Origin of the sequence: Mycobacterium sp. SMC-17 (genome assembly GCF_045310915.1) — a bacterium.
Classification (GTDB): Bacteria; Actinomycetota; Actinomycetes; order Mycobacteriales; family Mycobacteriaceae; genus Mycobacterium.
On record NZ_JBJIAK010000044.1, the window covers coordinates 14,580 to 38,736 of the forward strand.

21 protein-coding genes are annotated in these 24,157 nt (G+C 68.2%); 13 read left to right on the top strand and 8 right to left on the bottom strand.

Going from position 1 to position 24,157, the window contains the following annotated elements; all coding sequences use genetic code 11:
- Positions 1 to 40: 40 nt before the first annotated feature.
- The 7 genes from ACJH7A_RS23165 (at position 41) to ACJH7A_RS23195 (ending at position 7,283) form a co-directional block, all read left to right on the top strand.
- On the top strand, positions 41 to 952 hold the full coding sequence (locus ACJH7A_RS23165; RefSeq protein WP_212806808.1) for a glutamine amidotransferase: 912 nt from the start codon (positions 41 to 43) through the stop codon (positions 950 to 952).
- Positions 949 to 1,629: a protein glxC gene (locus ACJH7A_RS23170; protein ID WP_212806809.1), complete on the top strand. Its 681-nt coding sequence runs from the start codon at positions 949 to 951 to the stop codon at positions 1,627 to 1,629. The genes ACJH7A_RS23165 and ACJH7A_RS23170 overlap by 4 nt, the downstream gene beginning before the upstream one ends.
- 14 nt (positions 1,630 to 1,643) lie before the next feature.
- Complete coding sequence (locus tag ACJH7A_RS23175; protein WP_212806810.1) at positions 1,644 to 2,999, top strand: FMN-binding glutamate synthase family protein; 1,356 nt, start codon at positions 1,644 to 1,646, stop codon at positions 2,997 to 2,999.
- Complete coding sequence (locus ACJH7A_RS23180) at positions 2,999 to 4,177, top strand: FAD-binding oxidoreductase (RefSeq protein WP_212806811.1); 1,179 nt, start codon at positions 2,999 to 3,001, stop codon at positions 4,175 to 4,177. The genes ACJH7A_RS23175 and ACJH7A_RS23180 overlap by 1 nt, the downstream gene beginning before the upstream one ends.
- A gap of 39 nt (positions 4,178 to 4,216) precedes the next feature.
- A complete protein-coding gene (locus tag ACJH7A_RS23185) occupies positions 4,217 to 5,533 on the top strand; it encodes an allantoate amidohydrolase (RefSeq protein ID WP_212806812.1) in 1,317 nt (438 codons plus the stop codon).
- The gene (locus ACJH7A_RS23190; RefSeq protein WP_212806813.1) at positions 5,487 to 6,134 is read left to right on the top strand and encodes an XRE family transcriptional regulator; all 648 of its coding nucleotides are present in this window, start codon (positions 5,487 to 5,489) and stop codon (positions 6,132 to 6,134) included. The genes ACJH7A_RS23185 and ACJH7A_RS23190 overlap by 47 nt, the downstream gene beginning before the upstream one ends.
- Before the next feature lie 63 nt (positions 6,135 to 6,197).
- On the top strand, positions 6,198 to 7,283 hold the full coding sequence (locus tag ACJH7A_RS23195) for a nucleoside hydrolase (RefSeq protein WP_305798813.1): 1,086 nt from the start codon (positions 6,198 to 6,200) through the stop codon (positions 7,281 to 7,283).
- Between the two features lie 111 nt (positions 7,284 to 7,394).
- Here the strand turns inward: ACJH7A_RS23195 and ACJH7A_RS23200 are convergent, their stop codons facing one another.
- From ACJH7A_RS23200 to ACJH7A_RS23215, 4 genes are all read right to left on the bottom strand, one after another.
- Positions 7,395 to 7,817: an organic hydroperoxide resistance protein gene (locus ACJH7A_RS23200; RefSeq protein ID WP_020102468.1), complete on the bottom strand. Its 423-nt coding sequence runs from the start codon at positions 7,815 to 7,817 to the stop codon at positions 7,395 to 7,397.
- Between the two features lie 51 nt (positions 7,818 to 7,868).
- Entirely contained in the window at positions 7,869 to 8,300 is a 432-nt protein-coding gene (locus ACJH7A_RS23205; RefSeq protein ID WP_212806814.1) for a MarR family winged helix-turn-helix transcriptional regulator, read from the bottom strand.
- A 266-nt stretch (positions 8,301 to 8,566) separates the two neighbouring features.
- Positions 8,567 to 10,135 carry a DNA polymerase Y family protein gene (locus ACJH7A_RS23210; RefSeq protein ID WP_212806815.1) on the bottom strand — a complete coding sequence of 523 codons (1,569 nt, stop codon included), beginning with the start codon at positions 10,133 to 10,135 and terminating at the stop codon, positions 8,567 to 8,569.
- Position 10,136: 1 nt separating this feature from the next.
- A complete protein-coding gene (locus ACJH7A_RS23215) occupies positions 10,137 to 10,832 on the bottom strand; it encodes a hypothetical protein (protein WP_212806816.1) in 696 nt (231 codons plus the stop codon).
- 210 nt (positions 10,833 to 11,042) lie between these two features.
- Here ACJH7A_RS23215 and ACJH7A_RS23220 point away from each other — a divergent pair, with 210 nt between their 5' ends.
- The 3 genes from ACJH7A_RS23220 to ACJH7A_RS23230 are packed head-to-tail and all read left to right on the top strand — an operon-like array spanning position 11,043 to position 14,901.
- Complete coding sequence (locus ACJH7A_RS23220) at positions 11,043 to 11,300, top strand: hypothetical protein (protein WP_212806817.1); 258 nt, start codon at positions 11,043 to 11,045, stop codon at positions 11,298 to 11,300.
- Positions 11,301 to 11,359: 59 nt separating this feature from the next.
- Positions 11,360 to 12,994: a peptidase S53 gene (locus tag ACJH7A_RS23225; protein WP_406802767.1), complete on the top strand. Its 1,635-nt coding sequence runs from the start codon at positions 11,360 to 11,362 to the stop codon at positions 12,992 to 12,994.
- Complete coding sequence (locus ACJH7A_RS23230; protein ID WP_406802768.1) at positions 12,991 to 14,901, top strand: zinc ribbon domain-containing protein; 1,911 nt, start codon at positions 12,991 to 12,993, stop codon at positions 14,899 to 14,901. Before ACJH7A_RS23225 ends, ACJH7A_RS23230 begins: the two co-directional genes overlap by 4 nt.
- A gap of 24 nt (positions 14,902 to 14,925) precedes the next feature.
- Here the strand turns inward: ACJH7A_RS23230 and guaA are convergent, their stop codons facing one another.
- Both guaA and ACJH7A_RS23240 read right to left on the bottom strand, forming a co-directional pair.
- Positions 14,926 to 16,485, bottom strand: coding sequence for a glutamine-hydrolyzing GMP synthase (gene guaA / locus ACJH7A_RS23235; RefSeq protein WP_212806820.1), 1,560 nt, complete (start codon positions 16,483 to 16,485; stop codon positions 14,926 to 14,928).
- A 9-nt stretch (positions 16,486 to 16,494) separates the two neighbouring features.
- Positions 16,495 to 17,052, bottom strand: a complete 558-nt coding sequence (locus tag ACJH7A_RS23240) for a TetR/AcrR family transcriptional regulator (RefSeq protein WP_212806821.1) — start codon at positions 17,050 to 17,052, stop codon at positions 16,495 to 16,497.
- 66 nt (positions 17,053 to 17,118) lie between these two features.
- Here ACJH7A_RS23240 and ACJH7A_RS23245 point away from each other — a divergent pair, with 66 nt between their 5' ends.
- The 3 genes from ACJH7A_RS23245 to ACJH7A_RS23255 all read left to right on the top strand — a co-directional run bounded on the left by ACJH7A_RS23245 (position 17,119) and on the right by ACJH7A_RS23255 (position 21,158).
- Positions 17,119 to 17,988 carry a TauD/TfdA dioxygenase family protein gene (locus tag ACJH7A_RS23245; protein ID WP_406802769.1) on the top strand — a complete coding sequence of 290 codons (870 nt, stop codon included), beginning with the start codon at positions 17,119 to 17,121 and terminating at the stop codon, positions 17,986 to 17,988.
- A 70-nt stretch (positions 17,989 to 18,058) separates the two neighbouring features.
- Entirely contained in the window at positions 18,059 to 18,790 is a 732-nt protein-coding gene (locus tag ACJH7A_RS23250; RefSeq protein WP_406802770.1) for a beta-phosphoglucomutase family hydrolase, read from the top strand.
- Between the two features lie 7 nt (positions 18,791 to 18,797).
- Complete coding sequence (locus ACJH7A_RS23255) at positions 18,798 to 21,158, top strand: glycoside hydrolase family 65 protein (RefSeq protein ID WP_406802771.1); 2,361 nt, start codon at positions 18,798 to 18,800, stop codon at positions 21,156 to 21,158.
- A 60-nt stretch (positions 21,159 to 21,218) separates the two neighbouring features.
- Here the strand turns inward: ACJH7A_RS23255 and ACJH7A_RS23260 are convergent, their stop codons facing one another.
- Both ACJH7A_RS23260 and ACJH7A_RS23265 read right to left on the bottom strand, forming a co-directional pair.
- Positions 21,219 to 22,943, bottom strand: coding sequence for a GMC family oxidoreductase N-terminal domain-containing protein (locus ACJH7A_RS23260; RefSeq protein ID WP_406802772.1), 1,725 nt, complete (start codon positions 22,941 to 22,943; stop codon positions 21,219 to 21,221).
- Positions 22,944 to 23,010: 67 nt separating this feature from the next.
- Positions 23,011 to 24,138: a GuaB3 family IMP dehydrogenase-related protein gene (locus tag ACJH7A_RS23265; protein WP_406802780.1), complete on the bottom strand. Its 1,128-nt coding sequence runs from the start codon at positions 24,136 to 24,138 to the stop codon at positions 23,011 to 23,013.
- Positions 24,139 to 24,157: the final 19 nt, after the last annotated feature.

The window sequence follows — 24,157 nt, forward strand, 5'->3', positions numbered from 1 at the left end:
CAACAACATCGGGCCGCGACGAGAAAGGACCAGTACAACCATGTGCGGAATCGTCGGGTTGCACCTGCGCAACCCCGAGCTCTATCCCAGGCTGGGTGAACTGTTGGCCGGCATGCTGACCGCCATGGAGGCGCGCGGCGCCGACTCCGCCGGCATCGCCGTGTATGGCGACCCCGAGTGGTCACCGCCGGGACAGAGCACCATCTCGCTGATCGAAGTCGGCGAGTCCCCCGAACAGGTCGCGGAAGCACTCGGCGCCCGCCTGAGCGCCGAAATCACGGTCATCGCGCGCGATGTGACCTATCTGGTGTCGGCGTCCACGACGCCCGAGGCACTGCTCGCCGCGGCCAAGGCGGTGTACCCGCACGCTCTCGTCGGCGGATTCGGCACCGATGTGGCGGTGCTCAAGGGCGTCGGCACGCCCACGTCGCTGGTCGAGAACTGGGGCTTGGCCGGCGCACAGGGCTGGCAGGGCGTCGGCCATACCCGGATGGCCACCGAATCGGCGGTGACGCCCAGCGGCGCACATCCGTATGCGGTGGGCCCGGATCAGTGTCTGGTGCACAACGGTTCGTTCGCCAACCACGCCGGCATCCGACGTAACCTACGCGCGGCCGGTGTCGAATTCGATTCCGAGAACGACACCGAGGTCGGTGCCCGCTTCGTGGCCCACGAGCTGGCGGCGGGATCCGACGTCGAGCAGGCCCTGACCGATCTGACGACAACATTCGACGGCTTCTACACCCTGCTGGTCTCCAACAGCGACAGCTTCGCCATCGTCCGCGACGCCATCGCGTGCAAACCGGCGGTCATCGCCGAGACCACGGACTGGGTGGCCATGGCATCGGAGTTCCGCGCCCTGGCGCACCTGCCGGGGATCGAGGACGCCCGCATCTGGGAGCCCGAACCCGAAGTGGTCTACGCCTGGAGCCGAGAGGCGGTGCCGGCATGAGCGACGCGCCAACGACTTTCGACCTGTCGACGGTGAGTCTGCGTGACGTCAATGCGGCCCTGCACGCCGACGGCATCGACGGCCAGTTCGTCATCACCAATCCCCAAGGCGCGCACAACGTGGCCGTCGGAGTCAACTCGCCGGTCGAGATCACGGTGCACGGCCACGTCGGCTACTACGCCGCCGGCATGAACCAGAAGGCCGAGATCACCGTCAACGGCAACGCCGGACAAGGTCTGGCGGAGAACATGATGAGCGGTGTCGTCCATGTCACCGGCGACGCATCGCAATCGGCGGGCGCCACGGGGCGCGGCGGACTGCTCGTCATCGACGGCAACGCCGCCGCCCGGTGTGGCATCTCGCTGAAAGGGCTGGACATCGTCATCGGAGGCTCAGTGGGCCACATGAGCGCCTTCATGGCACAGAAGGGCCGCATCGTCATCCGCGGTGACGCCGGCGACGCCCTCGGCGACTCGATCTACGAGGCCCGGCTGTACGTCCGAGGCGAAGTGAAATCCCTTGGTGCGGACTGCATCGAGAAACCGATGGAGGCCGAACACCTCGAGGAGCTCGCGGGCCTGCTCAAGGCGGCGGGCTACGACGACGACCCGGCCACGTACCGGCGCTACGGCTCGGCCCGCAACCTCTATCACTTCCAAGCACACAACTCCTACTGATTGGAGGCCAGCTCATGACCTTCTCGGCAGACGACCGCGCCAACCGCGGTCTACGCGAGTCCGCCACCTTCGACCGCACGACCATCGCCGCCATCCACCGGGCGGCGGAGACCGGCATCTACGACATCCGCGGCTGGGGCGCCAAGCGCGCACTCCCCCATTTCGACGACCTCCTCTTCCTCGGCGCGTCGATGTCGCGCTACCCTCTGGAGGGCTACCGCGAGAAGTGCGGCACCGATGTGGTGTTGGGCGCACGGAACGCCAAATACCCACTGCACCTGGATATCCCGGTCACCATCGCCGGCATGTCGTTCGGGGCGCTGTCCGGCCGCGCCAAGGAGGCGCTCGGACGCGGCGCCTCAGAAGTGGGTACGTCGACCACCACGGGAGACGGCGGCATGACGCCCGAGGAACGTGGCCACTCCAAACACCTTGTCTACCAATACCTGCCGAACCGGTACGGAATGAACCCGGACGACCTACGCCGCGCCGACGCCATCGAGGTGGTACTCGGCCAGGGCGCCAAGCCCGGTGGTGGCGGAATGCTGCTGGGCCAGAAGGTCTCCGAACGGGTCGCCGGGATGCGCGACCTGCCACAGGGCATCGACCAGCGCTCGGCGTCGCGGCACCCCGACTGGACCGGCCCTGACGACCTGACCATCAAGATCAACGAGCTCCGTGAGATCACCGATTGGGAGAAGCCGATCTACGTCAAGGTCGGCGCATCGCGCACGTACTACGACGTCAAACTCGCGGTCCACGCCGGCGCCGACGTCGTCGTGGTCGACGGCATGCAGGGCGGCACCGCGGCCACCCAAGAGGTGTTCATCGAGCACGTCGGCATCCCCACCCTGGCCGCAGTACCGCAAGCCGTGCAGGCCCTGCAGGAACTCGGCGTACACCGCAAGCCCGACGGCGTGCAATTGATCGTGTCCGGCGGCATCCGCACCGGCGCCGACGTCGCGAAAGCACTGGCGCTGGGAGCCGACGCCGTCGCGATCGGCACCGCTGCATTGATCGCGCTCGGCGACAACCACCCGAAGTACGAGGCCGAGTACGCCCAACTCGGCTCGGCAGCAGGGTTTTTCGACGACTTCCAGGACGGCCAGGACCCAGCAGGCATCACCACGCAGGATCCGGTGTTGCAGCAGGCGCTGGACCCGGTCGACGGCGGCCGCCGCGTCGCCAACTACCTGCGCGTCTTGACGATGGAGGCACAGACCATCGCACGCGCCTGCGGCAAGGCACACGTCACGCACCTGGAGCCTGAGGACATGGTTGCCGTGTCCATCGAAGCCGCCGCCATGGCGCGGGTGCCGTTGGCCGGCACGTCGTGGATCCCGGGCCACTCCGCGGCAGGTGGTTTCTGATGGCGTCGAAAGCCGTGATCATCGGTGGCGGCCTCATCGGACTGTCCATCGCACACTCCCTGACTCAGCGCGGGCTCACGGATATCCTTGTCCTGGAACGGCATCAGCTGGCCAGCGGCGGCACCGGAAAATCATCGGGCATCGTCCGCGCCCACTACGGTGTGCCGTCGATCGCCGCGATGGCCTGGCGCAGCCTGCCGGTGATCGAACAGCTGGGAGACGCCGTCGGCTTCCGCCAGGTCGGCTACACCGTGCTCGTCGGTGACGAGAACGTCGACGCCCTGAGCGCGAACACGGCCATGCATCAATCGCTCGGCGTCGAGGTCGAACTGATCGACACCGACACCCTGCAGAAACTGTGGCCGATGCTCGAAACCTCCGATGTGGCACTGGCTTCCTACGAACCACGCGGCGGATTCGCCGACGCCACCCAGCTGGCACTGCACTTCGGGCAGGCAGCCCGGGCGGCGGGGGCCAGGATCCGGCAGAACACGCCCGTCGCCCGCGTCGTGACAGCCGGCGACAAGGTCACCGGGGTCATGCTGGAGAACGGTGACCTCATCGACGCCGATCTGGTGATCGTGGCCAACGGCTGGTGGTCGGCAAAGTTGTTGGCCGCCATGGGCATCGACTTTCCCATCGAGGCGTATCGATCGGAACTGCTGATCGTCGACGCCGGCACACCGCTGCCGGACCTGCCGGTGATCTCCGACTTGATCAGCCTGCAGTACTGCCGCGTCGAAGGCTCCGGCCAGTTTCTGGTCGGCAACAGCGACCACGCCGACTTCCAGAAGAAGTTCGTCGACCCGGACAACTACTCGAATGTCGCGGCGGAGGCATCCGTCCTGGCCTACGGCGAAAAGGTGATGCACCGGTTCCCCGGCTTCCCCGAGCCGGCGGTGACCCACACCTACGCCGGCGTGTATGACGTTCCGCCGGACTGGAATCCGGTGATCGCGCCGGTCGGTGGGGTCGACGGGTTGATCCTGGCGGCCGGGTTCGCCGGTCACGGATTCAAGATCAGCCCCGCGGTCGGTGAGCTGGTCGCGGATCTGGTATTCGAGGGCGACAGCACCGATCCGGATATCCCGGCCACGGACTTCCGGCTGGAACGGTTCGCCGAAGGCAAGCCGCTCAACAGCCTGCACCCGTACGCCGGTGCGGGCGAGATGCGCTGATCACGTCACCCTGAATCTCTCTGCCAAGAAGGATCTTTCATGCCTGACACCGTCACCTCGTTGCTTGCCGAGATCGCCGGCACCGGCGTCGACAACCAGCGCGGCGGCTACACCCGGCCCGTCTATTCGACCGCCGAGCTCGACCTGCGGTCGTGGTTCGTCGCGCACGCGGCAAAGCGCGGCCTGGACATCGAGACCGACCGCAACGGGATCATCTGGGCCTGGTCGGGCGGAGTCGGCGACGACGCCGTCGTCACCGGCAGTCACCTGGATTCCGTGCCCGGCGGCGGCGCCTACGACGGGCCGCTCGGGGTGGCGTCGGCGTTGGTCGCTTTCGATCTACTGGCCGCCCGCGGTGTCGGCGGGCGGCGGGCCATCGCGGTGTTCCCCGAGGAGGAGGGCTCACGTTTCGGGGTCGCGTGCCTGGGCTCGCGGCTGCTGACCGGAGCGATCGACCCGGACCGGGCCCGATCACTGACCGACAGCAGCGGAACCACATTCGCCGAGGCAAGTCGTTGTGCCGGAATCGATCCCGCTCATCTGGGGCCCGATCCAGACATGGTGCGGCGGATCGGGACGTTCGTGGAACTCCATGTCGAACAGGGCCGCGGGCTGATCGATCTGGGCAGGCCGGTGGCTGTCGCGTCGTCCATCCTCGGCCACGGCCGGTGGCGGTTGTCCTTCACCGGTGCGGGCAACCACGCCGGCACCACGCTCATGACGGACCGGGCCGATCCCATGGTGGCCGCCGCCCGGCTGATCACCGCCGTCCAGTCACAGGCGCGGGCCATCAGCGGCGCACGCGCCACCGTCGGCCGGATCGTCCCGGTGCCCGGCGGCACCAACGTCATCGCCTCGCGTGTGGATCTCTGGCTGGACGTACGTCACCCCGAGGACGCGGTGACCAAGTTCCTGGTGCACGAGATCGCGGAGGCCGCCAATGCCGCTGCCGCCGGCGAGGGCTGTGGTGTCACGATGACCGAGGAATCATTCAGCGCCACCGTCGATTTCGATTCGTCGTTGCGTGACGGGCTGAGCGCTACGCTCGATGACGCGCCGATACTGGGCACCGGCGCGGGGCATGATGCCGGAGTCTTGAAGGATCACGTGCCCACCGCAATGTTGTTCGTGCGCAACCCCACCGGCGTCTCCCACGCGCCGTCCGAAGCGGTCGAGAACGCGGATGCCGAAGCCGGCTCGGTCGCTCTGGCCGACAGCCTGCAGCACCTCATCGAGGCCCAGTCGGCCCGTACCGACCCCGACGCGCGTCGTCTACTGACAGTGGACGTTGATGCGTTACGGTTGACAAGTGGAGAACGACGAAACGCTACTTCGCAATGCGGGCACCACCCGTAACCGACGGCCCGACGACAAGGTCGAAGAACTCGAGCTCGAGGTCGCCATCGCGCGCAATGTTCGTCAGCTGCGCCACAATTCGGGTCTGTCGGTCGGAGAGATGGCCGCCCGCATCGGCATCTCCAAGGCCATGCTGTCCAAGGTCGAGAATGCCCAGACGTCCTGCTCGCTGAGCACCCTCGCGCTGCTGTCCAAAGGTTTCGACGTACCGGTGACCTACCTGTTCCGCGGCGCCGACACCGAACGGCCCGCGTCGTTCGTCAAAGCCGGCAAGGGCACCCCGATCGTCCGCAGCGGCTCGCAGGCCGGCCACGAATACGAACTACTGGGTGGGCTCCGCGGCGAGCACAAACGCCTGGAATGCCTGATGGTGACGCTCAACGAGGACAGTGAGGTCTATCCACTGTTCCAGCATCCCGGGACCGAATTCATCTACATGCTCGACGGCGTCATGGACTACGGCCACGGCCGGTCCGAGTATCGACTCGAGCCCGGCGACTCACTGCAGTTCGACGGTGAGGGCGTCCACGGGCCCACCCGGCTCATCCGTCTGCCGATCCGTTTTGTGTCGGTCATCGCATTCCCCGACGGCGCGATATAGGTAACAGGCCCAGAGCCCGCGATCGGACTGCCCGTTGCCCCGCGGCCCTTTAGGGTTGGCGACATGACAGGGGGCCTACTACCCGTCGGACAGACCAGGGTGCAGCCGGTTTTTGCCGACGTCGACACCGGCGTAGACGACGCGATGGCACTGGCCTACCTGCTGGCCAGCGCCGACGCCGAACTGGTGGGCATCGCGTCCACCGCGGGCAACGTCCCGGTCGACCAGGTATGCGTCAACAATCTGGGGCTGCTGCAGTTGTGCGGCGTCGGCCCCATCCCGGTGTCCAGGGGCTCGAGCGTCCCGCTGGTCGCGCCGTTGCGCACCGCCGAGGACACACACGGCCCGCAGGGACTCGGTTATGCGGAACTGCCCGAGCCCGACGCCGAGTCCGAAATCGGCGGCGTGCTCACCGACTACGACGCCGCCGAGGCCTGGATCCAGGCCGCACGCGAGTACCCCGGCGAGTTGATCGGTCTCGTCACCGGCCCGCTGACCAACTTCGCGCTGGCGCTGCGGCAGGAGCCGTCGCTCCCCCGGCTGCTGCGACGCCTGGTGATCATGGGCGGCGCCTTCGACTACCGGGGCAACACCACGCCGGTGTCCGAATGGAACATCAGCGTCGACCCGGAGGCCGCCGCCGAGGTGTTCTCGGTGTGGGGCGCGGCGTGGGGTCTGGAGGACCCCACGCATCTGCCAATAGTGCTGGGGCTCAACCTGACCGAGAACGTCGCGATGACACCGTCGCTGTTGAGCCGGCTGGCTACCGCAGCGGGTGGACCGTCGTCGCCGATGAGTGTGCTGGACGATCGCGGGACACGGTCGACGTCATCCAACCCGCTGATCCGGGTGCTGGAAGACGCCATGCGGTTCTACTTCGAGTTCCATTTCGACCAGGGCGAGGGCTACCTGGCGCACCTGCACGACCCGCTCGCGGCGGCGGTGGCGCTCGACCCGGACATCGTCCGGTACCAGCAGGCGACGGTCGACGTGGAACTGCTGGGCACGTTGACGCGCGGCATGACGGTCGCCGACTGGCGCGGACACTGGGGACGCCAGCCCAATGCCCACATCGGCATCGAGGTCGACCCGGTGGCGTTCTTCGATCGGTTCATCGAGCGCGTCGGGGCCTTCGCATCCAAGTTGTGAGGGGTGTTCCGACGACTCCGCGAGCAGGCGCAAAACTGTCTTTTCCGAACGGAATTCGACAGTTTTGCGTTCCCCCGCAAGCGGGAGGTGCCCCCAGCTCGCGGCGGGAGCTCAGTCGTCGGTGACGGTGATCTTGACGTCGATGTTGCCGCGGGTGGCGTTGGAGTAGGGGCAGACCTGGTGGGCCTTGTCCGCCAGCTCCTGCGCAGCGTCGTGCTCCAGGTTGGGCAGGGTGATCTCCAGCTCGACCGCCAGGCCGAATCCGCCGTTGTCCAGCTGGCCGAGCGAAACCCGAGCTCCCACAGACGAATCGGTGACATCAGCCTTGGCTTCGCGGGCCACCAGGCGCAGCGCCGAGTGGTAGCAGGCGGCGTAGCCGATGGCGAAAAGCTGCTCGGGGTTGGTGCCGTTGCCGCTGCCACCCATCTCCTTCGGGATGGCCAGATCCAGGTCCAGCTTGCCGTCGGAAGTGCGGCCGTGGCCGTCGCGACCTTCGCCGGTGGCCAGGGCTTCTGCGGTGTACAGCGTCTTCATGTCGATCTCCTTGTGGTGGTTGGTGCCAGTGACGCGGGTTGCGTCGGTAAATCAGTGCGATGCGGTGAGCGCATCGGTCAATCGGTGAATCGCGTCGCGCAGATCCGCGGCTTCCTGCTCGGTGATGCCGGTCTGGGCGCCCAGCTTCTCGGGGATGCACTGGGCCTTTCCCTCGAGCTTGCGGCCGGCCGGGGTGAGGGTCACCTCGACCTGGCGCTCGTCCTGCAACGACCGTTCACGACGGATGAATCCATTGGCTTCCAACCGTTTCAGTAGCGGTGAGAGAGTGCCCGAATCCAGCTGCAGCCGCTCACCCAGGCGCCCGACCGTGACCCGATCCTCTTCCCACAGCACCAGCAGCACGAGGTACTGCGGGTAGGTGAGGTTCAGCTCGGCCAGGATCGGCCGGTAGGCCGCTGTCATCGCCCGCGACGCCGAGTACAAGGCGAAGCAGAGCTGACGGTCCAAGGTGAGTGCGTCCACACGAAGAACTGTAGCCCACAATTCAGTTGTGCACAACCATAATTTTGTCGTGCTGCCGGCAGGCCTCGAAGATGTCGCTGGTTCGGGTACTTCCGGCGGTGCCACAGTCCGCCCATCCCCGAGGGGTGCTACGGCGAATGTGCAGTTTCGGACGGTGAATCTGCGAAATGTCGAACGAAACCTGCACATTCGTCATAGGAAGCGATGGGGCAACCATTGGGTGCCGCCCCGCCCAGGAACTCCACGGTTCGAACTACAGCGCCGGCCTATTCATAAACCCCCTCCACATACCACCGCCGCTGTCGATAGCAGAGGAGCAGCGCACGGCTCTCCCCTTCATCTCCGAGCAGCACCTGAACCCGGGCCGTGCGGCCCTTCCCCCGCTCCGGATCCCACCAGCGTTCGTCGACCGGCCACGGCCCCGCCCACCAGCGCAACGCCCCGCGGTAACCCGAACCCGTCAGCCCCACCGGATCGGTGGAGAACATGCCCCGGTCCGTCACCCGAACCGAATCACCGCGTACGTCAACAAGTTCCACCGGGTCATCCAGCAGGACCACCGGAGCCGGCTCCGGCAGGCGCCCGGGCCACGGCTGGGTCGGATCATTCAACGGCACCACCTCATCACCCAGCGGCGTGAGTGTGATGCGCTCGGCGGGCCCCCGTCCACCACTGAGCACCGGCACCTGCACCGCCTCCGGCCCGAGCAGACCCTGGACCCGCACCAGCGCCCGCCGGGCGCGCATCCGGTCGTCATCTCCGGAAGATCCCCACAACGGCAACTGCAATGCCGCGGCCGAGACGACCTCGACCGGATGCAGCCGCAACACCGTGATGGGTCCGGTGGGCCCGGCGCCGCCCAGTCCCCGCCTGGTCAGCCAACCGTCCAGCTGCCACCGCACCCGGTCCGCGGTGGCATCCTCGGTCAGCGGCTCGGCACACCGCCAAACCCGTTGCAGTTCCTCACCGTTGGCGGTCACCGCATCGATGGCCAGCCGAGTGCACCCCACCCCGGCGGACTCCAGGCTGCGGTGCAACTGGCTTGCCAGCGAGCGTCCGGCGAATGCCGCCGCGTCCACCCGGTCGATCGGCGGGTCGCAGTCCATCACGGCGTCGAGGTCCGCCGGCGTCTCCGGTCCCGACGGGCGGCGCGCCGGTTCACCCCGCGAAAACCGGTGCGCGACCACGGCATCGGTACCGAACCGGGACGCCACGTCGGTCCGGGACAACGCGGCGAACTGCCCAATGGTTCGGATACCCATGCGCCACAACAAGTCCGCCAGTTCTTCCCGGCCCTCACCGGACAGGCTCGGTTCGGTGGCCAACTGCCGGATGGACAATTCTGCGAGAAACTGCGCATCCTCACCCGGCGCGAGGATGCGCCCCGCCCGGGCCGCGAAGACCGCCGTGGGCAGCTGGTCGGCGATGCCCACCTGGCATTCGACCCCGGCCGCACCCACCGCGTCGACCAATCGTTCAGCCGCGGTCTGCTCCGACCCGAAATACCGGGCCGCGCCACGCACCGGCAATACCAGCAGCCCCGGCCGCAGGACCTCTGCGCGCGGCACGACCTCGTCGACCGCAGCCGTCACCCCCTCGAAATGACGGGCATCCCGCGCCGGATCGGCGGTGGCGACGTGCAATTGCGGACAGCGTGCCTGAGCTTCCCTGCGCCGCAACCCCCTTCGGACGCCCGATGCCCGCGCCGACGCCGAACAGGCCGCCACCCGGTTCGCCAGAGTGACCGCCACCGGTTCGGTCACCGGCAGCCCGGCCGCCACCGCCGCCGCCACCGCGGGCCAGTCCATGCACCAGATGGCCAACACCCGGGACATCTCAGCCACCCACCGCTCGCAGCGGACGCATCGAGCGGCCGCGGGCCCGCGTGTCCAGCCGCACCCGGCCGATCCGCCCGCACCCCGGCACCGGGTCCCCGTCGCCCGCTCCGACCACCTCGTACCCGCGGACCCTGGCCTCCAGCCGGGCCGTCGCCCCGGGCCAGTCGCCGTCGGTGACCAGCAGGGTGCACTCGCGCTGCCGGGCCCGGGACGCCACCACCCGCGCCCGGCCGGCCGGAACGGACTTGCCACCCAGCCCGAGCAGCACCAGGTCGAGCCCGTCCATGAGCACCGCGGCCACCTCCACCGGGTCCGGCCCCGGGTCCGGGATGAGCGCGATGCGTTCCAGGTCGGCCCCCATCTCCACCGCGGCCAGCAGCCCGACCTTGGGCTGACCGACGATGGCCGCATACCCACCGGCCGCCGTCACCGCGGCCACCATTCGCAACGGCAGCGAGCGGGCCCCCGAGAGCACCGCGACCGTGCCGCGGGGCAACACGTCAGGCAGCAGCTCAGACTGCAGATCCGACGGTTCCAGCAAACTTTCGGCAACCTTCGGGGCAGGCTCGGACCGTCCCCGGTCCCGGCCGCGCAAACCCGCGGGTCCCGACATCTCGGCGATCTTGCGCCGGAGTTGTTCCAGCTGGTCAGCGCGGTCAATCTGGCTATTCGCCAGACTGGTCACAGCCGCCACAACAACACCTCCCGCACCATCAGACACTGTCAATATTCGAATATTTGTTCGATATCGTGAGTAAACACCCACCCACCGACACGGTCAAGCCGCCGGTGACCCACAACACCGCCATCGCAGCGTTCTGACCTGTACGCTCATAACTGGAATAGGTCCGGAAATCCCGCTCGGGGCTTGGTGGACCGCTGCGCTAGTGGAAGGGCATGCATCATGCGTTCGAATCGTCTGGTCCACCGCGTCGCCGCCGCAGCGGGAGGCACCGCACTCATCGCGATGATCGGCCTCACCGCCGGCTGCGGCGAGGAGAAGAAGACCCCCGAGGCGCCGTCGACCACCACCACGACCACGACCACATCGGCGGTCACCCCGACCGAGAAGTCGCTCAGCCCGAACGGCGGCAACCTGTTCACCCCGTCGGTCACCGCCAACCCGGCGCCCACCGCCACACCGGGCACGCACCGCAACTGACAACCAACCCGGGTTGCCTACCGGCCCAGCAGAATCCGGGTTCGCGCTACCGTTGGTACATGCCATCGCCGAATCGGACACCACCCCGGCGATGGCTGGTTGGCCTGGCGCTTGCCGCCACGCTGACGATGGTGGTCGTCAACCTGCCCACCCCGGGTCGGCCGACCACGGCGTCAGACCAGCCGTCGGGCACCATCGACGGTCCCTTCGCGTCGCTACTCGCCTCCTCGACCGATCTCGGGCCCGCTCATCCGCAGCGCGTCCAGCTCACCGCCACGCTCGATGCGAACCATCGACCGGACGCGCTGATCAATTGGGCTGAGCTGCAACGCCTTTCGGTGCGCTGGCGCCCCGGCGACAACTGGGCCGTCGTCGAAGGCGACCCCGACCGGATGGGCGCCGCCTTCGGCGTCGAGGTGCACGACTATCGCGGCCGGCGTGGACAGGAGTTCTACGCCGCGCCGCAGCAACCCCAGCTCCCCACCGAACTACAAGGCACGGTCGCCGAATTGGGCCGGATCCTCAGCTACACCCCGCACCACGATTCGGCACCGCAGGACCCGCCGCAGGGTGTCCCGGAACGCGGACTGACCCCGAGCCACCTGCTCAGCGCCTACCACGCCGACAAGTTGAGCGCCGCCGGCCACACGGGCAAGGGCACCACGGTGGTGGTCTTCGCTTTCAACGGTTACGACCAAGCCGACCTGGACCAGTTCTCCACCACCTTCGGCCTGCCCAAGTTCACCCCGACCCTCATCGGCGGGCAGCCCGGCGACGAGCGCGGTGAGACCACCATGGACCTCGAGGTGATCCATGCCATCGCCCCCGACGCACGGCTGGTCGTGGTCAACGCCCGTCCCACGGTCACCGGTGACGGCGCCTACGTGAAGATCGGCGAGATGTTCGAGCAGACCGACCGTGATTTCCCCGGCGCGATCTGGAGCCTGTCGATCGGCTGGGGCTGCGACAAACTGACCACCGCGGCCGACCTCGCTCCCGTCCGCTCGGCGTTGGCCGCCGCAGAAGCGCACGGCACCACGGCATTTGACGCCAGCGGCGACCTGGCCGGACTGGAATGCAAGGGCGGCGACGACTGGGACTCCCCTCCCGGCCCCGCCGACATCGGGCTGGATTCGGTGGCGTCGCTGCCCGAGATGACCAACGTCGGCGGCAGCACCCTGTCCACCGATGCCGAGGGCAGGTGGGTGGACGAACAGGCCTGGTTCAACGTCCCGCTCTCCCAGGGCACCGGCGGCGGGGTCTCCGCACTGTTCGACCAGCCACGCTGGCAGGCGGCCGCGGCGAACCAGGTCGACCCGAAACGCAGCGCCGGCAAGCGCATGACGCCGGACATCTCGGCCGTCGCCGATCCCTACACCGGCGTGCGGATCGTGGTGGACAAGGAGGTGGTCGTCGGGGGCGGCACCTCGCAGTCCGCGCCGATCTGGGCCGGGCTGACGGCCGTCATGACGCAATACCTCACCGCCAACGGCGGACGGCCCATCGGTGCGCTCAACCCGCTGCTGTATCGGATCGCCACCGGCGCCCCACGACCGGCATTCCGCGATATCACCTTGGGCGGCAACGCCGTTGACACGGCGGGCCCGGGCTACGACCTGGTCAGCGGTCTCGGCACCCCGAACGTGGAGAACCTGGCGGAAAACCTGTTGTTGCTGCAGAAGGTGACGCAATGACCACCCAGCTCGAAGACCGGCCGATGATGGAGTGCGAGGTCTGCCAGCTGGACGTCCCGGCCGGCGAGTACTGCGGCCTGTGCGGCGCGCCGCTGAGCGAACACCGTCACGACGGACCGCATTGGCTGCGGGCGCGGTCGTTCAGCGCCGCGCCCGGCCAGCATCTGCTTCGCCTGTCGATCACCAGCTCGCTGTTCCCGCACCTGTCCCCGCGGTCGCGCACGTCGTTCATGCTCGGGCTCGTCGCCCTGGTGCTCGCCCTGGTCGCCACCGCGATGCTCCGCCTGCCCGGCGCGCTCGTCGCCGTCGCCGTCCTCGGGCTGCCCGTGATCTTCGGAATCTATCTCCGGGAATCGGAATTCAACCAGGACGCACCGCGGGGCAACCTCTGGCTGACCGCCGGTCTCGCCGTCGGACTGGGCGTCGGATGGGCGCTGCTCACCGGAGCGGTGGCCGCCCGGTCTTACGGCATCCCGCTCGGTGCGGGCATCGCGGCGGCCCGCATGCTGCGCACCGGCCTCGGCGCCACGCTCGGTGGCCTCCTGCTGATGCAGGTGCCCACACTGGTGATCCGTCTGGTCCGGCCCGGCCATCGAGAAGCCTTGCACGGCTACGCCATCGGCGCCCACGCCGCCATCTATTTCACCGCGGCGGCAACCCTGACCCGGCTGGCCCCGCAGTTCGGCACCGGCATGGTCAACCGCGACCGCCCGCTGCAAGGCCTGTTGGTCGAAGCCGGTATCCGCGGCCTGGCCACTCCCATCATCGCCGCCACCGTCGGCGGCCTGATCGGTGCGGCGCTGTGGTTCACCCGGCCACCGAACAAGGCGCACCAACATCGAGGCTACGTCCGGCTGACGCTGACCCTGATCGCGGTGATCGTCGCCGTGGTCTACGCCCTGCTCGGCCTGATCGACGCGGTCCAGCTGCCCCAGTTCGTTCAGCTGGCAATGTATTTCGCGCTCACCCTCGTCGCACTGCTGGCGTTGCGCGTCGGACTGCACCTGGCGCTGCTGCACGAGGCCCACGACGACTACAACATGGACGAGCCGCTGCTGTGTACCCAGTGCGGCCACGTCGTGCCCGACGCCCCGTTCTGCGCGGCCTGCGGCGCCGCCACCCGGGCGTCGTCACGGGCCGCACGGCACAGCCAGCGCGCCGACCGCCCGGCACCCGCCGACAGCTTGACGGTGGGGCTCCTCCCCGGCTACTCGCTGCACGCGCCTGCCTACGCGACGACGCCGACCCGGACCACGAAACGCGTTCAGGTGACACTGATCTTCGTCCTCGCCGCGGTGGTGCTGGCCGCTCTCTTGGTAGGGGTGTCCGGGCTCTTGGAGAAGCCGGCCGTGCGGTACGTGTGCCCGCCGGAATGCGGCCATCCGCCCATGGGCCAGCCGGTGACCATCAACCCCCGGTTCACCGCACCCGACGGCTCGTTCAGCGTCGCCTACCCGGCGACCGGATCGGCGTACGAAGTGACCAAGGACGACCACGGCGTACTGGCCAAACTGCTCGCCGGCGATGGCGGGATGCTGCAGCTGTTCAGCCGGCCCGCGACCGGACGCCAGCCGAAAGACATTGCGGCCGAACTGGTCAAGTCGACCTATCCGGATGCCAAGACCGCGTACGAGATTCCGAACGCCATGGTCGGCTACCAGACGGGCTACGGCGTCGTCGCCGACTGGTATCCGCAGGGCGCGAGCCGCCAGTACTCCCGGATGCGGCTGCTGGTGCTCGTCGCCGTCAAGAACGACCTGGCACTGATCGCCGCGGCCTCGGGTCCGTACCACCGTTTCGGTCCCGACTTCGGTTCCGGGAAACCGTCCGCGGTCGGCCTGCAGCTGGCCCTGGATATGGGCCAGTACGTCAACAGCTTCGCGTGGCGGGGCGACCCGGCGCGCTGAGCCGCACCCGTCAGCGGAGGGGGATCACTCCCACTCGATGGTGCCCGGCGGCTTGCTGGTGATGTCCAGCACCACGCGGTTCACCTCGGGCACCTCGTTGGTGATGCGAGTCGAAATACGTTCCAGCACTTCGTAAGGCACGCGGGTCCAGTCGGCGGTCATGGCGTCCTCACTGGACACCGGGCGCAGCACGATCGGATGTCCGTAGGTCCGCCCGTCGCCCTGCACACCGACCGAGCGCACGTCGGCGAGCAGCACCACGGGGCACTGCCAGATGCTCTGGTCCTGACCGGCCGCGGTGAGCTCCTCGCGGGCGATCGAGTCGGCGCGGCGCAGCGTGTCCAGCCGGGAGCCCGTCACCTCGCCGACGATCCGGATACCCAGACCCGGGCCCGGGAACGGTTGGCGCCCAACGATTTCCTCGGGCAGGCCGAGCTCGCGGCCGACGGCGCGCACCTCGTCCTTGAACAGCAGCCGCAGCGGCTCGACGAGTTTGAACTTGAGGTCCTCGGGCAGACCGCCGACGTTGTGGTGGCTCTTGATGTTGGCCGTACCGGTGCCACCGCCCGATTCCACGACGTCCGGGTAGAGCGTGCCCTGCACCAGGAATTCGATCTCGGACTCGCTCGATCCCAGGGTGTCGCGCACCGCGCCCTCGAAGGCCCGGATGAACTCGCGGCCGATGATCTTGCGCTTGCCTTCGGGGTTGGTCACACCCGACAGGGCGTCGAGGAAGCGGTCGGCTTCGTCGACGGTGACGAGCTTGGCACCGGTCGCGGCGACGAAGTCGCGTTCGACCTGCTCACGCTCCCCCGCGCGCAGCAGGCCGTGGTCGACGAACACACAGGTCAGTCGGTCGCCGATGGCGCGCTGCACCAGCGCGGCCGCGACCGCCGAGTCGACGCCGCCCGACAGGCCGCAGATGGCCTGGCCGTCGCCGATCTGCTCGCGCACCTGCTCGACCAGCTGGTCGGCGATGTTGGCCGCGGTCCAGGTCGCGCCGATGCCGGCGAAGTCGTGCAGGAACCGGCTGAGCACCTGCTGGCCGTGCGGCGAGTGCATCACCTCGGGGTGGTACTGGACACCGGCCAGCTTGCGGGCCCGGTCCTCGAAGGCGGCGACCGGGGCGCCGGGGCTGCTGGCCACGACGTCGAATCCGGCGGGCGCCGCGGTGACCGCGTCGCCGTGGCTCATCCACACCGGCTGCGTGCCCGGCAGGCCTGAATGCAGTTCTCCGCCGGAGACTTTCAGCTCGGTCCGGCCGTATTCACTGGTGCCGGTGTGCGCCACGGTGCCGCCGAGCGCCTGCGCCATGGCCTGGAACCCGTAGCAGATGCCGAACACCGGGACGCCCAGGTCGAAGATCGCCGCGTCCAGTTGCGGCGCGCCGTCTTCGTAGACGCTGGACGGCCCACCGGACAGCACGATGGCCTGCGGGTTCTTGGCCTTGATGTCCTCGACCGTCGCGGTATGCGGCAGCACCTCGGAGAACACCCGAGCCTCGCGGACCCGGCGGGCGATCAGCTGCGCGTACTGCGCACCGAAGTCGATGACCAGAACGGGCTGTGAAGCTGGTGTTTGCACCCGCCCAGTCTAGTGGTGGGCAGCCGGCGGCTCTGCCAACCGCTCGGCTGCGGCGCCCACGGCGGCGCGGACGTCGTCATCGGTCATCTCGCCGAGCCCCAGCGCGGGCCGCAGGAATGGCCCCAGCAGTCGCCAGCCGAGTTGCAGCGCGATGATGTTGCCCACCGCGAGCCGGGCCTGATTCTCGTCGGCGTACCGGGGCAGGAATTCGTCGAGCAGGCGCGCCATGTTGGGAAATGTGGTCTGCAACTCCCCGACCGGGTAGCCGTCGAGCGCGGCCCGGGCGATCACCCGGAGCTGTCGGTCGACTGCCGCGTCGATCACGTCGGCCGGCGCATCGGTGTCGATCAGGCCCTTGAGCCGTTGCCCGAGATGGTCCAGCACCGCTCCGACCAGCTGATCCTTGGAGCCGAGGTGCCGGAACACCAGACCGTGGTTGACGTTCGACTTCGCGGCGATGTCCCGGATCGACGTGGCGGCGGGACCGCGTGCGGCGAACAGCTCCGATGCGGCCTCGAGGACGGCCGCGACGACCTCGTCCCGGCCCACTGGCACGCCTGTAGTCATGTGGCTACACTAGCGCCCACGTGCTGTAGTCAATTGACTACAGTCGCCTTGGCCGAAAGGAACGTCATGCTCAACGCCACGAAACTGACCAGCAAGATCGGTGCCGTCATCGACGGCGTCCGACTGGGCGGTGACCTCTCCCCCGAGACCATCGCCGAGATTCGCGCCGCGCTGCTGGAGCACAAGGTCATCTTCTTCCGCGGTCAGGACCATCTCGACGACGCGCAACAGCAGGCCTTCGGGGAACTGATGGGTGACTTGGTCGGCCATCACTCGATGAAGCGCGCCGACGCACCGAAGATCACCCCGATCGACTCGGAGTACGGCAAGGCCAACCGCTGGCACACCGACGTGACGTTCATGCCCGACTACCCCTCGGCATCGGTGCTCCGCGCCGTCACCCTGCCGACCTACGGCGGTTCCACCCTCTGGGCCTCCACCGTCGCGGCCTACGAGGCGCTGCCCGCCCCGCTCAAGGCGCTGGCGGAGAACCTGCGGGCCGTGCACTCCAACCGGTTCGACTACCTCAAGGACGTCACCGTGGACACGACCCACCTCACCGACGAGCAGAAGGGCTACCAGGCCGAATTCCAGAAGCCCGACTTCCGCACCGAGCACCCGGTGGTGCGGGTCCACCCCGAGACCGGGGAACGCGCCCTCGTGGCCGGCCAGTTCGTCCGCGGCTTCGTCGGCCTGGACAGCTACGAGTCGGCCGCCCTGCTGGAACTGCTGCAGCGACGAATCACCATGACAGAGAACACCGTTCGCTGGAACTGGCAGCCCGGCGACGTCGCGATGTGGGACAACCGGGCCACCCAGCACCGCGCCGTCGACGACTACGACGGCCAGCACCGGCTGATGCACCGCGTCACCCTGACCGGCGACGTCCCCGTCGACATCCACGGAACGCCCAGCCGCGTGATCAGCGCGGCATAGCGACGACGAATAACCGGGCCGAAAAGCGGGAAAGGACACAGCAGAACCGCTCCCGACCGAAAGAGCAACCATGCTGGGTCTCCCCGACGCCGTGCACGCCTGCCTGTTCGACCTCGACGGCGTCCTGACCGACACCGCGAGCGTGCACAAGAAGGCCTGGAAGGCGATGTTCGACGACTATCTGCGGCACCGCGCCGAACGCGACGGCGAACCGTTCGTCCCGTTCGACAGTCACGACTACCTGCAGTACGTCGACGGCAAGCCGCGCCAGGACGGCGTCCGCGCATTTCTGCGCAGCCGCGGCGTCGACCTCCCCGAGGGCGACCCTGACGACCCGCCCGGCGCCGAGACCGTCGCCGGACTCGGGAACCGCAAGAACGAGATGTTCCAGCAGGTGCTGCACGACGACGGCATCGAGGCGTTCAGCGGATCCCGGAAGTATCTGGAGGCGGTCGCCGCTGCCGGACTCGGCATCGCGGTCGTGTCGTCGAGCGCCAACACCCGTCAGGTGCTCGACGCGACCCGACTGTCGCGGTTCGTCCAACAGCGGGTCGACGGTGTGACCCTGCGGGACGAGCACATCGCGGGCAAACCGGCACCGGATTCGTTCCTGCGGGCCGCACAACTGCTGGGCGTCGAACCGGCGGCGGCCGCCGTCTTCGAAGACGCCCTGGCCGGTGTCGCGGCCGGCCGAAACGGCAGATTCGGGTACGTCGTCGGAGTGGACAGAGCCGATCAAGCCGCGCAACTACGCGACAGCGGCGCAGACGTCGTGGTCCGCGACCTGGCCGAGCTGCTGTAGGCCGACGATGATCACTCAGGACTCATTTCCCGTCGAGCCATGGCAGGTCCGCGAGACCCAACTGGACCTCGAGCTGTTGGCGCAGTCGGAGTCGGTGTTCGCATTGTCCAACGGACACATCGGCTTTCGCGGCAATCTCGACGAAGGGGAACCGCACGGGCTGCCCGGCACCTATCTCAACTCGTTCTACGAAACCCGGCCGCTGCCGTACGCCGAAAGCGGATTCGGCTATCCCCAGGGCGGCGAGACCATCGTCGACGTCACCAACGGCAAGATCATCCGCCTACTGGTCGACGACGAGCCCTTCGACGTCCGGTACGGCGAACTCCTCGACCACGAGAGAATTCTGGATCTGCGTGCCGGCACCCTCTCGCGCACTGTGCATTGGCGCTCACCGGCCGGAAAACAGGTGCGCGTCAAGTCGGTTCGGCTGGTCTCGCTGGCCCAGCGCAGCGTCGCGGCCATCGAATACATCGTCGAGGCCATCGACGAATTCGCCCGCGTCACAGTGCAATCGGAGTTGGTCGCCAACGAGGACCAGCCGCAGACCTCGTCGGATCCCCGCGTCGCGGCGGCCCTCGCCAATCCCCTGCAGGCGATACACCACGAACACAACCAACACAGCGGCCTGCTGATCCACCAGACCAAGCGCAGTGGCCTGATGATGGCCGCCGCGATGGACCACGAGATCGAGGTCCCGGGCCGTGTCGAGGTGAGCACCGACGCGCGCCCAGATCTGGCGCGTACCACCGTGATCTGCGGCCTGCGACCGGGTCAGCAACTGCGCATCGTAAAGTATCTGGCGTACGGCTGGTCGAGCCTGCGGTCACGGCCCGCGCTGCGCGATCAGGTCGCCGGTGCGCTGGCCGGCGCGCACTACAGCGGGTGGGAGGGCCTGCTGGATCTGCAGCGCGCCTATCTCGACGATTTCTGGGACAGCGCCGACGTCGAAGTCGACGGTGACCCCGACTGTCAGCAGGCCGTGCGGTTCGGGTTGTTCCACGTATTGCAGGCCAGTGCCCGCGCGGAATGCCGCGGCATCGCCGGGAAGGGGCTGACCGGAACCGGCTATGACGGTCACTCTTTCTGGGACACCGAAGGTTTCGTGCTGCCGGTGCTCACCTACACGAAACCGCATACCGTCGCCGACGCTCTGCGCTGGCGTGCTTCGATCCTGGGATTGGCGAAAAGCCGTGCGGCGGAACTGGGTTTACGCGGCGCGAGCTTCCCGTGGCGCACCATATCCGGACCCGAGTGCTCGGCGTACTGGCCGGCGGGCACCGCGGCGTGGCACGTCAACGCCGACATCGCGATGGCGTTCGAGCGCTACCGCAACGCCACCGGTGACCAATCCCTGGAAGTCGACTGCGGCCTGAACGTGCTGGTGGAGACGGCACGGTTGTGGATGTCGTTGGGACACCACGACCGGCACGGCGTCTGGCATCTCGACGGCGTCACCGGCCCCGACGAGTACACCGCGATGGTGCGCGACAACGTCTTCACCAATCTGATGGCGGCGCACAATCTGCGCGTCGCGGCCGACGCGTGCACGCGGCACCCCGACAACGCCTATGCCATGGGCGTGACCAACGAGGAGACCGCCGCCTGGCGCGACGCCGCAGCCGCCGCACATATCCCGTATGACGACGAACTCGCCGTGCATCCGCAGTGCGAGGGCTTCACCACCTTCGCGGAATGGAAGTTCACGCCCGACAGCGCTTATCCGCTGTTCCTGCACTACCCCTACGTGCGACTGTATCCGGCGCAGGTGATCAAGCAGGCCGACCTGGTGCTGGCCATGCAGTGGCAAGGGCACGCCTTCACCGCTCAGCAGAAGGCGCACAACGTCGACTACTACGAGCGGCGCACGGTCCGGGATTCCTCGCTGTCCGCGTGCACGCAGGCGGTGATGTGCGCCGAGGTCGGCCACCTGGAATTGGCGCACGACTATGCGTACGAGGCGGCCTTGATCGACCTCCGCGATCTGCACCACAACACCCGCGACGGGCTGCACATGGCATCCCTGGCCGGCGCCTGGATCGCGCTGGTCGCCGGTTTCGGGGGCCTGCGCGACGATGAAGGCATCCTCGCGCTCGACCCGCAGCTGCCGGACAGTCTGTCCCGGCTCCGATTTCGGTTGCGGTGGAGGGAGTTTCGGATCACCGTCGACGCGACGCACAACGAGGTGACGTACACCCTGCGCGACGGGCCCGACTCCACCCTGGAAATCCGCCATGCCGGATCCGACCTGACGCTGAGTACGCGCGAGCCGACCGTCGTCGATGTCAAGCGGCGGCAGTCGCTACTGCCCCCGCCGCCGCAACCGCCGGGCCGGGCGCCCACACACCGGCGGCTGCACACCGTCTGACCCCGAGGATTTGTGCACGATTTTCCGCGGCGACCGCGGAAAATCGTGCACAAATCCCAGTTAAACCGGGGTGATCGGCAACCGGCGCAGCGCGCCGGGAGCGTCGGCGGGGACGACGGGACGGTCCGGCGCGACCGGATCGATCCGCCGGTAGGGCTCACCCTGAGCCGGACGCGGGTCGTCCTGTCCCTTGTTCGGCCACAGCGACGCCGCCCGCTCGGCCTGCGCCGCGATCGAAAGTGACGGATTCACACCGAGATTCGCGGAAATCGAGGCGCCGTCGGTGACGAACAGCGTCGGGTAGTTGTAGACGCGGTGGTACGGGTCGATGACGCCGGTCGCCGCGCTGTCACCGATCGCCGCGCCGCCCAGGAAGTGGGCCGTCAGCGGGATGTTGAACAGCTCGCCCCACGTGCCGCCCGCGATACCGCCGACCTTCTCGGCCATGCGCCGGGTCGCCTCGTTGCCGACCGGAATCCAGGTCGGGTTGGGCTCGCCGTGGCCCTGCTTGGACGACATGATCCGGATGCCACCGGGCCCACGCTTGGTGAACGTGGTGATGGAGTTGTCGAGGTGCTGCATCACCAGTGCGATCACCGTGCGCTCGCTCCACCGCTGCGGGTTGAGCAGCCGGATCAGCTCACGCGGGTCCTCGCCGGCCTGGTCCAGGAACTGCCTCCACCGCGGCACGTCGGTGCCCTGCGGGCCGGCGCCGTCCGTCATGAGCGTCTGCAGCATGCCCATGGCGTTGGAGCCCTTGCCGTACCGCACCGGTTCGATGTGGGTGTCCGGTGTCGGGTGGATCGACGACGTGATGGCCACGCCGTGCGTCAGGTCCATGTCCGTGGGCACTTCGCGGGTCTGCGCGCCGACGATCGACTCGGAGTTGGTGCGGGTCAGGACGCCGAGCTTGTCCGACAGCTTGGTCAGCTTGCCGGTGTCGCGCACCTTGAACAGCAACTTCTGGGTGTTGTACGTGCCGGCCGCCACGATGAGGTACCTGGCGGTGAAGGTCCGCTTGCCGCGCCGCACCTTGCCGTTGGTGCGTCGGGTCGACACCTCCCACAGCCCGTCGCCGCGCTGCTGGAAGCTGGTGACCGTGGTCAACGGATGTACTTGCGCCCCAGCCTTTTCCGCCAGACCGAGGTAGTTCTTCACCAGCGTGTTCTTGGCGCCGTGCCGGCAGCCGGTCATGCACTCGCCGCACTCGATGCAGCCGGTGCGCGCCGGGCCGGCCCCACCGAAGTAGGGGTCCGGGACCGTCTTGCCCGGGGTCTTCTCCCCGTCGGGCCCGAAGAACACACCGACGGGCGTCGCGACGAAGGTGTCGGCGCAGCCCATGTCCTCGGCGACCTCTTTGATGATCTTGTCCGCGTCGGTGAACGTCGGGTTCTTGACCACGCCGAGCATGCGCTGCGCCTGCTCGTAGTGCGGCATCAGTTCGGCGCGCCAGTCGGTGATGTTCTTCCACTGCGGGTCGTTGAAGAAGGGGTCCGGCGGGATGTAGAGGGTGTTGGCGTAGTTCAGCGAACCACCGCCGACACCCGCGCCCGCCAGGATCATGACGTTGCGCAGCAGGTGAATCCGCTGGATGCCGTACATGCCGAACTTGGGGGCCCACAAGAACTTTCGCAGGTCCCACGAGGTCTTTGCGAAGTCGGCGTCGGAATACCGGGGGCCGGCTTCCAACACTCCAACGCGGTAACCCTTCTCGGTGAGCCGGAGGGCGCTGACGCTGCCTCCGAACCCCGAGCCGATGATCAAGACGTCGTAGTCAGGCTCCATGGCAGAAGTATGGACCTACCGCTCGGTAACCAGCTACCAAGGTATGCCTAACTCGCTACCGCCGGTACTAGCTACCGACGGTCAGCCCGACCTTCTGGAACTCCTTGAGGTCGCAGTACCCGGCCTTGGCCATCGAGCGACGCAGACCACCGACCAGGTTGAGCGACCCGAAGGGGTCGTCGGACGGACCGTTGAGCACGTTATCGAGCGACGGACGCTCACCCAGCGCGACCTGCAGCAGAGCACCGCGCGGGAGCGACGGATGCGCCGCAGCGGCGGGCCAGAACCAGCCGTCACCGGGCGCCTCGGCGGCAGCGGCCAACGGGGTGCCGAGCAGGACCGCGTCGGCGCCGCACGCGATGGCCTTGGCCAGGTCACCCGAGGTGTGGATGTCTCCGTCGGCCAACACGTGCACGTAGCGGCCGCCGGTCTCGTCGAGGTACTCGCGGCGCGCGGCGGCGGCGTCGGCGATGGCGGTGGCCATCGGCACGCTGATGCCCAGGACCTCGTCGCTGGTCGTGGCGCCGTAGGTCGAGCCGTAGCCGACGATGACGCCGGCCGCACCGGTGCGCATGAGGTGCAGCGCGGTGCGGTGGTCGAGCACGCCACCGGCCACCACCGGCACGTCCAGCTCGGAGATGAAGGTCTTGAGATTGAGCGGCTCACCGTCTTGCGCCACCCGCTCGGCCGAGATGATGGTGCCCTGGATGACCAGCAGGTCGATGCCGGCCGCCACCAGCGTCGGCGTCAGGGCCTGGGCGTTCTGCGGGCTGACCCGCACCGCGGTGGTGACGCCGGCGTCACGGACGCGGGCGACGGCGGCACCCAGCAGCTCGGGGTCCAGCGGCGCCGCGTGGAGCTGCTGCAGCAACCGGACGGCTGCCGACGGGTCATCTTCCTTGGCGGCCAGCTCGACCACCTGCGCGAGCTTGTCCTCGACATCGCGGTGGCGGCCGACCAGGCCTTCACCGTTGAGCACACCGAGGCCGCCGAGACGGCCCATCTCGATGGCGAACTCGGGCGACACCAACGAGTCGGTCGGGTGCGCCAGGACCGGAATCTCGAACCGGTAGGCGTCCAGTTGCCAGGCCGTCGACACGTCCTGGCTGGAGCGGGTGCGCCGCGACGGCACGATGTTGATGTCGTCGAGTTCGTAGGTACGACGAGCGGTCCGGCCCATGCCGATTTCGACCATGTCGCGCATGTGTTTAGTC

Bases quoted from the DNA above. Each gene is read 5' to 3' on its own strand.
- ACJH7A_RS23165 (WP_212806808.1), top strand. From the start codon at position 41: ATGTGCGGAATCGTCGGGTTGCACCTGCGCAACCCCGAGCTCTATCCC.
- ACJH7A_RS23245 (WP_406802769.1), top strand. From the start codon at position 17,119: ATGCTCAACGCCACGAAACTGACCAGCAAGATCGGTGCCGTCATCGAC.
- ACJH7A_RS23240 (WP_212806821.1), bottom strand. From the start codon at position 17,052: ATGACTACAGGCGTGCCAGTGGGCCGGGACGAGGTCGTCGCGGCCGTC.
- ACJH7A_RS23200 (WP_020102468.1), bottom strand. From the start codon at position 7,817: ATGAAGACGCTGTACACCGCAGAAGCCCTGGCCACCGGCGAAGGTCGC.
- ACJH7A_RS23260 (WP_406802772.1), bottom strand. From the start codon at position 22,943: ATGGAGCCTGACTACGACGTCTTGATCATCGGCTCGGGGTTCGGAGGC.
- ACJH7A_RS23170 (WP_212806809.1), top strand. From the start codon at position 949: ATGAGCGACGCGCCAACGACTTTCGACCTGTCGACGGTGAGTCTGCGT.
- ACJH7A_RS23210 (WP_212806815.1), bottom strand. From the start codon at position 10,135: ATGTCCCGGGTGTTGGCCATCTGGTGCATGGACTGGCCCGCGGTGGCG.
- ACJH7A_RS23250 (WP_406802770.1), top strand. From the start codon at position 18,059: ATGCTGGGTCTCCCCGACGCCGTGCACGCCTGCCTGTTCGACCTCGAC.
- ACJH7A_RS23255 (WP_406802771.1), top strand. From the start codon at position 18,798: ATGATCACTCAGGACTCATTTCCCGTCGAGCCATGGCAGGTCCGCGAG.
- ACJH7A_RS23195 (WP_305798813.1), top strand. From the start codon at position 6,198: ATGACAGGGGGCCTACTACCCGTCGGACAGACCAGGGTGCAGCCGGTT.
- ACJH7A_RS23225 (WP_406802767.1), top strand. From the start codon at position 11,360: ATGCCATCGCCGAATCGGACACCACCCCGGCGATGGCTGGTTGGCCTG.
- ACJH7A_RS23265 (WP_406802780.1), bottom strand. From the start codon at position 24,138: ATGGTCGAAATCGGCATGGGCCGGACCGCTCGTCGTACCTACGAACTC.
- ACJH7A_RS23180 (WP_212806811.1), top strand. From the start codon at position 2,999: ATGGCGTCGAAAGCCGTGATCATCGGTGGCGGCCTCATCGGACTGTCC.
- ACJH7A_RS23220 (WP_212806817.1), top strand. From the start codon at position 11,043: ATGCGTTCGAATCGTCTGGTCCACCGCGTCGCCGCCGCAGCGGGAGGC.
- ACJH7A_RS23185 (WP_212806812.1), top strand. From the start codon at position 4,217: ATGCCTGACACCGTCACCTCGTTGCTTGCCGAGATCGCCGGCACCGGC.
- ACJH7A_RS23230 (WP_406802768.1), top strand. From the start codon at position 12,991: ATGACCACCCAGCTCGAAGACCGGCCGATGATGGAGTGCGAGGTCTGC.
- ACJH7A_RS23175 (WP_212806810.1), top strand. From the start codon at position 1,644: ATGACCTTCTCGGCAGACGACCGCGCCAACCGCGGTCTACGCGAGTCC.